This is a genomic window from Flavobacterium sp., assembly GCF_044361065.1.
Lineage (GTDB): Bacteria > Bacteroidota > Bacteroidia > Flavobacteriales > Flavobacteriaceae > Flavobacterium.
In genome coordinates, this window is sequence record NZ_JBIKJI010000126.1 from 1 (window position 1) to 6373 (window position 6373).

Sequence of the window (6373 nt, forward strand, 5' to 3'; positions counted from 1 at the left end):
TTTAGTACGTCATGAACAAGGTGCTATTCATGCTGCGCAAGGGTTTTCAAGAGTAAGCGGTAAAACGGGTGTAGTTTTCGCCACAAGCGGTCCCGGAGCAACAAATTTAGTTACTGGTTTAGCTGATGCGATGATAGACTCAACGCCTTTGGTATGTATCACAGGACAAGTTTTTGCACATTTATTAGGAACAGATGCTTTTCAGGAAACGGATATTATAAATATAACCTCTCCAGTTACCAAATGGAATTATCAAATTACAGATGCTTCTGAAATTCCGTCTGTTTTGGCAAAAGCGTTTTATATTACTAAAAGCGGAAGACCAGGCCCAGTTTTAATCGATATTACCAAAAATGCGCAACTACAAGTATTCGAGTATAAAGGTTATGAAAAATGTGAGTTCATAAGAAGTTATAAACCACAACCTGATATCCGACTTTCTTATATTGAGCAAGCTGCAGCAATAATAAATCAAGCCAAAAAGCCATTTGTGATTTTTGGTCAAGGTGTGATTTTGGGTAATGCTGAAAAAGAATTTCTTCAATTTATAGAAAAAGCAGGTATTCCTTCGGCTTGGACCATTATGGGAATGAGCGCTATTCCAACTAATCATCCTTTAGCAGTTGGAATGTTAGGGATGCACGGAAATTATGCACCTAATTTATTTACCAATGAATGCGATGTTTTAATTGCAATTGGGATGCGTTTTGACGATAGAGTAACGGGAAGATTAGATAAATACGCCAAACAAGCACAAATTATTCATTTGGATATTGATCCAGCTGAAATCGATAAAAATGTTTTAGTAACCGTTCCCGTTTGGGGAAATTGTAAAGATACCTTGCCATTATTGACAGAACGAATTGTAGAAAAATCACATTCAGAATGGATTTCAAAATTTCATAAAGCGATTGAAATTGAAACAACAAAATTAATTACGCCAGAGCTCTTTCCATCGGAAGGCGAAATTACTATGGGCGAAGTCATCCAACTCATAAACGAATTAACTAACGGAGAAGCTGTTACCGTTACCGATGTAGGGCAACACCAAATGGTAGCTTGTCGATATTCGCATCAAAATAAAACCAGAAGTAACATTACAAGTGGTGGTTTAGGAACAATGGGATTTGCCTTACCTGCAGCAATCGGAGCAAAATATGGAGCTCCTGAACGAACAGTAATTGCTGTAATGGGCGATGGTGGTGCACAAATGAACATTCAAGAATTAGGAACCATTATGCAATTTCAACCCAACGTGAAAATTCTGATTTTGAATAATAGTTTTCTTGGAATGGTGCGTCAATGGCAAGAATTATTCCACGAAAAACGCTATTCGTTTACTGATATTCAAAGTCCAGATTTTGTTCAAGTTGCAAAAGGATATGGAATAAAAGGGAACAGCATCAAAATACGAGAAGAGTTGAAAGGAGCTTTAGAAGAAATGTTATCCCATCCAAAATCATATTTATTAGAAGTGGCTGTTCGAATGGAAGATAATGTGTTTCCAATGGTTCCACAAGGAAAAGGAGTGTCAGAAATTGTGCTTTGTAAAGAAGATATGTAATTATGAAAAAAGAATTTACCCTTACAATATATACCGAAAATCAGGTGGGATTAATCAATAAAATCGCCATTATGTTTTCAAGAAGAAAAATCAGTTTGGAAAGTTTTAATACTTCGCCAAGTGAAGTGCCAAATATCTATCGATTTACTATTGTAGTTATTGAATCTGAAGCGGTTGTGAAAAATTTGGTCAAACAAATTGAAAAAATTGTGGATGTGTTTAAAGTCTATTGCAATACAAACGAAGAAATTGTTTGGCAACAAATGGCCTTGTATAAAGTTCCAACAGAAGTAATAATTAAAGAAGTTAAAGTAGAACGATTACTTCGAGAATATGGCGCAAAAGCAGTAGTAATACGAAGCGATTATACTGTTTTTGAAGCCACAGGGCAAGGGGAAGAAATTAATAAGTTATTAAAAGAATTAGACAAATTCGGGTTAATTGAATTTGTAAGAAGTTCCAGAATCGCCATCATCAATGCAAGTGACGGCATTCATAAAAAAGTAGTAGAAATGGAAATGCAAAATCCAGCATTACAATCAATAAATAACACGTTTTTAGATAAAAAAGATCAAATATTTCAAATGTAAAAAAAGCAGCATATGGCAACAATAAATTTTGGAGGAGTTAATGAAACCGTCATCACAAGAGACGAATTCCCATTAGAAAAAGCACAGGAAACATTAAAAAACGAAGTAATTGCAGTGATTGGTTACGGCGTGCAAGGTCCAGGTCAATCCTTAAATCTAAAAGATAATGGTTTTAAGGTAATCGTTGGACAACGAAAAGGCGGAAAAAGTTGGGAAAAAGCCCTTGCCGATGGTTGGGAAGAAGGCAAAACCTTATTTGATATTGAAGAAGCGTGCGAAAACGCAACTATTATTCAATATTTACTATCCGATGCGGGACAAATTGAAGCTTGGCAATCGGTTAAGAAAAATCTTACACCTGGTAAAACCTTATATTTTTCTCACGGATTTGGAATTACGTTCAATGAAAAAACAGGAATTGTTCCTCCGTCAGATGTGGATGTAATTTTGGTCGCACCAAAAGGTTCTGGAACATCATTACGTCGATTATTTTTAAAAGGCGAGGGCATAAATTCAAGTATAGCCGTCTATCAAGATGCTACTGGAAGAGCAAAAGATAAAGCAATTGCATTAGGAATTGGAGTAGGTTCAGGCTATTTATTTGAAACCGATTTTCAAAAAGAAGTTTATTCAGATTTAACAGGCGAAAGAGGTATTTTAATGGGCGCTTTAGCAGGATTATTTGAAGCACAATACGAAGTACTTCGTAAAAACGGACATTCGCCTTCGGAAGCATTTAATGAAACAGTTGAAGAATTAACACAAAGTTTAATGCCTTTAGTGGCAGAAAACGGGATGGATTGGATGTTTGCCAATACATCAGTAACCGCTCAACGTGGCGCATTGGATTGGAAGGGTAAATTCAGAGAGGCAACCACACCTGTATTCGAAAATTTGTATGAAGAAGTGGCGTCTGGAAGAGAAGCAAATAGAGTAATTTCTGAAGGAAGTAAGAAAGATTATCGTCAAAAATTAGAGTTAGAATTAAAAGAAATCCGTGAATCTGAACTTTGGCAAGCCGGAGCAGCCGTCAGAAAATTAAGACCAAAATTGAATTAATGGATTTATTTGAAAAAATAGAAAGAGCCAAAATAAATTTAACTGAGGTAGTGCTAAAAACGCCACTTCAGTTAAACACAAATCTATCTGAAAAATATCAAGCAGCTATTTATCTAAAACGAGAAGATTTACAAAAAGTTAGATCCTACAAAATTAGAGGTGCTTATAATAAAATCAGTCATTTAGATGCAACTCAAAAAGCAAGAGGAATTGTTTGTGCCAGCGCAGGTAATCACGCTCAAGGTGTGGCTTATTCTTGTCAATTATTACAAATTCAAGGCAAAATATATATGCCTAAAACCACACCAAAACAAAAAATAAAGCAGGTACAACTTTTTGGAAAATCGTTTGTGGAAATTGTTTTAACTGGCGACACTTTTGATGATGCATTTTATGCGGCAAAGCTGTTTTCAAATGAAAATCAATTGGAATTTATTCATCCTTTTGACGATGTTGAGGTTATTGCTGGTCAAGGCACGGTTGGTTTAGAAATTCTGTCAGAAAAAATTTCTAAAATTGATTTTCTTTTATTACCCATTGGCGGTGGTGGATTGGCAGCTGGCGTTTCAACCGTATTCAAAAAATTAAGCCCAAAAACAAAAATTATTGGAGTAGAACCTGAAGGTGCGCCTTCTATGCAACAGGCTATTTATTTAGAACAACCTGTTCTTTTGGACAAAATAGACCGATTTGTAGATGGTGCAGCAGTGAAAAAAGTTGGAAAACAAACCTACGAGGTTTGTAAAGATACTTTAGATAAAATTATTTTGGTGCCAGAAGGCAAAGTGTGTACAACCATTTTGCAATTGTATAACGAAGAAGCTATGGTGGTAGAACCCGCTGGTGCGTTGTCAATTGCGGCTTTGGATTTTATTGCAGATGAAATAAAAGGAAAAAAAGTAGTTTGTATTGTTAGCGGAAGCAATAATGATATTGAAAGAACCGAAGAAATTAAAGAACGCTCGTTAATGTATGAAGGGTTGAAACATTATTTTATGATTCAATTTCCTCAACGTCCTGGCGCTTTACGCGAATTTGTAAATGAAGTGCTCTCTGAATCAGACGATATTACCTACTTTCAATTTATCAAAAAAAACAATAGAGATGTAGGTCCAGTAGTAGTGGGTTTAGAAGTTAAAAATGAAAATGATGTGCAGTCAATTAAATTTAAAATGAACGAAAAAGGATTTCAATTTGAATATTTGAATGAAAACGATCCTTTATTAGCATTATTAATTTAAACTTTAGTGATTTTGTTTATTTAGAATTCAAACCCCACTTTTTTGATTTTTTATGCAATTAATTCATTAACAAATGATTATGTTTTTGCGTTGTTTCGATTTTTCTTGTGTAATTAAAGAATAAATCACTACTTTTGCACTTTTATTTTCAAAATTATATGACTACACAGAAAATTATTGGGTACAGAAAGTTACTTAATGTTACCAGAGATGCAACATTAAAAGAATTAAAAACAATATATAGAAATAGTATGAAGGAAGATCATCCTGATACTATTTCAGATCCAGTTGAACGTTTAGCAGCTGAAGAAAGAAGTAAAAACATTATTGAAGCGTATCATTTTTTAGTAAGTATCGCTCCAGAAACAAGAGAGAAAGTAAAGGCAGAATACTTAGCTACAACTACAACTTCACAAATTGCCGATTTTTATATGGACAAAGGTGTTTTGTATATTAGCTTTGCAGACGGAAGTAAATTTGAATACTTTGGTGTACCAAGAAACACGTATGTGAAAATGGTAAACGCCGAATCACCGGGACGTTTTGCTCGTCGTCACATTTATAACGAATTTATTTACCGTAGCGCAAGTAAATTAGTTGCGGCAGAATAACTTTCTAACATAATATTGTAAAAGAAGCCATTCCAAAACGAGTGGCTTTTTTATGTACCTTTGTAAAAAATAAAATATATGTCGCATAAAGCAGGTTTTGTAAATATAATTGGAAACCCAAACGTTGGAAAATCTACCTTAATGAATGCTATGGTAGGCGAGAAGTTGTCTATCATTACAAGTAAGGCGCAAACCACACGTCATAGAATTTTCGGAATCGTTAATGATGAAGATTATCAAATCGTGTTTTCAGATACGCCAGGAATTATTAAACCAGCTTACGATTTGCAAACCAGTATGATGGATTTTGTTAAAAGTGCTTTTTCTGATGCCGATATTTTAATCTATATGGTTGAAATTGGAGAAAAAGAATTAAAAGACGAAGACTTTTTCAACAAAATTATCAATGCTAAAATTCCAGTGTTACTTCTATTGAATAAAATTGATAAATCCAATCAAGAATTATTAGAAGAACAAGTGCAAACTTGGCAAGCAAAGGTTCCAAATGCTGAAATTTTTCCAATTTCGGCTTTAGAAAACTTTAATGTAAAAGAAGTATTAAATAGAATTGTCGATTTATTACCACTTTCACCACCTTATTATCCTAAGGATGCTTTAACAGACAAACCAGAACGTTTTTTTGTAAATGAAACCATTCGTGAGAAGATTTTATTAAACTACGATAAAGAAATTCCGTACGCAGTTGAGGTGGAAACTGAAGAGTTTTTGGAAGACGAAAAAATCATAAGAATTCGCTCTGTCATTATGGTAGAACGCGATACACAAAAAGGAATTATTATCGGACACAAAGGTGCAGCCCTAAAAAAAGTAGGAATGCAAGCTCGTGCCGATTTAGAATTGTTTTTCGATAAACAAATACACATTGAAATTTTCGTAAAAGTGAATAAAGATTGGCGAAACAATGCCTTTCAATTACGAAGATTTGGATACAACCAAAAGTAATTACAAATAATTAGTTTACAGAATTTAGTAGTTAGTTTGGAGCAATGCGTTTAGTATTACTTACAAAAACTCCTAACTATAAACCCTAAACTCGCAACTTTTAAACTATCTTTGCACAAAATATAAGAATAATGAATAATATTGTAGCCATAGTAGGAAGACCAAATGTAGGAAAATCTACGCTTTTTAATCGTTTAATCCAACGTAGAGATGCCATCGTAGACTCTGTGAGTGGCGTTACGCGTGATAGAAATTATGGAAAAAGTGAGTGGAATGGAAAAGAATTTTCTGTAATTGATACAGGTGGATACATTAAAGGTTCTGATGATATTTTTGAAGGCGAAA

The 6373-nt window shown here is 34.2% G+C and carries 7 protein-coding genes; all 7 read left to right on the forward strand.

The window, feature by feature from the left end:
* Positions 1 to 1564: biosynthetic-type acetolactate synthase large subunit (ilvB, locus tag ACIQ11_RS08005; protein WP_396154138.1), on the forward strand; the 1564-nt coding region annotated here is incomplete at its 5' end.
* A 2-nt stretch (positions 1565 to 1566) separates the two neighbouring features.
* On the forward strand, positions 1567 to 2154 hold the full coding sequence (ilvN, locus tag ACIQ11_RS08010; protein WP_396154139.1) for an acetolactate synthase small subunit: 588 nt from the start codon (positions 1567 to 1569) through the stop codon (positions 2152 to 2154).
* 12 nt (positions 2155 to 2166) lie between these two features.
* The gene (ilvC, locus tag ACIQ11_RS08015; protein ID WP_396154140.1) at positions 2167 to 3213 is read left to right on the forward strand and encodes a ketol-acid reductoisomerase; all 1047 of its coding nucleotides are present in this window, start codon (positions 2167 to 2169) and stop codon (positions 3211 to 3213) included.
* On the forward strand, positions 3213 to 4454 hold the full coding sequence (ilvA, locus tag ACIQ11_RS08020) for a threonine ammonia-lyase IlvA (RefSeq protein ID WP_396154141.1): 1242 nt from the start codon (positions 3213 to 3215) through the stop codon (positions 4452 to 4454). The genes ilvC and ilvA overlap by 1 nt, the downstream gene beginning before the upstream one ends.
* Before the next feature lie 158 nt (positions 4455 to 4612).
* Positions 4613 to 5065, forward strand: a complete 453-nt coding sequence (locus tag ACIQ11_RS08025; protein ID WP_396154142.1) for a KTSC domain-containing protein — start codon at positions 4613 to 4615, stop codon at positions 5063 to 5065.
* A 78-nt stretch (positions 5066 to 5143) separates the two neighbouring features.
* Positions 5144 to 6028, forward strand: a complete 885-nt coding sequence (gene era / locus ACIQ11_RS08030; RefSeq protein WP_291242819.1) for a GTPase Era — start codon at positions 5144 to 5146, stop codon at positions 6026 to 6028.
* A gap of 131 nt (positions 6029 to 6159) precedes the next feature.
* On the forward strand, positions 6160 to 6373 hold a 214-nt coding region (locus tag ACIQ11_RS08035; RefSeq protein ID WP_396154143.1), incomplete at its 3' end, for a GTPase.

Excerpts from the sequence above, each read along its gene's own strand:
- ilvN (WP_396154139.1), top strand. The coding sequence starts at position 1,567 with ATGAAAAAAGAATTTACCCTTACAATATATACCGAAAATCAGGTGGGA.
- ACIQ11_RS08025 (WP_396154142.1), top strand. The coding sequence starts at position 4,613 with ATGACTACACAGAAAATTATTGGGTACAGAAAGTTACTTAATGTTACC.
- ilvC (WP_396154140.1), top strand. The coding sequence starts at position 2,167 with ATGGCAACAATAAATTTTGGAGGAGTTAATGAAACCGTCATCACAAGA.
- ilvA (WP_396154141.1), top strand. The coding sequence starts at position 3,213 with ATGGATTTATTTGAAAAAATAGAAAGAGCCAAAATAAATTTAACTGAG.
- era (WP_291242819.1), top strand. The coding sequence starts at position 5,144 with ATGTCGCATAAAGCAGGTTTTGTAAATATAATTGGAAACCCAAACGTT.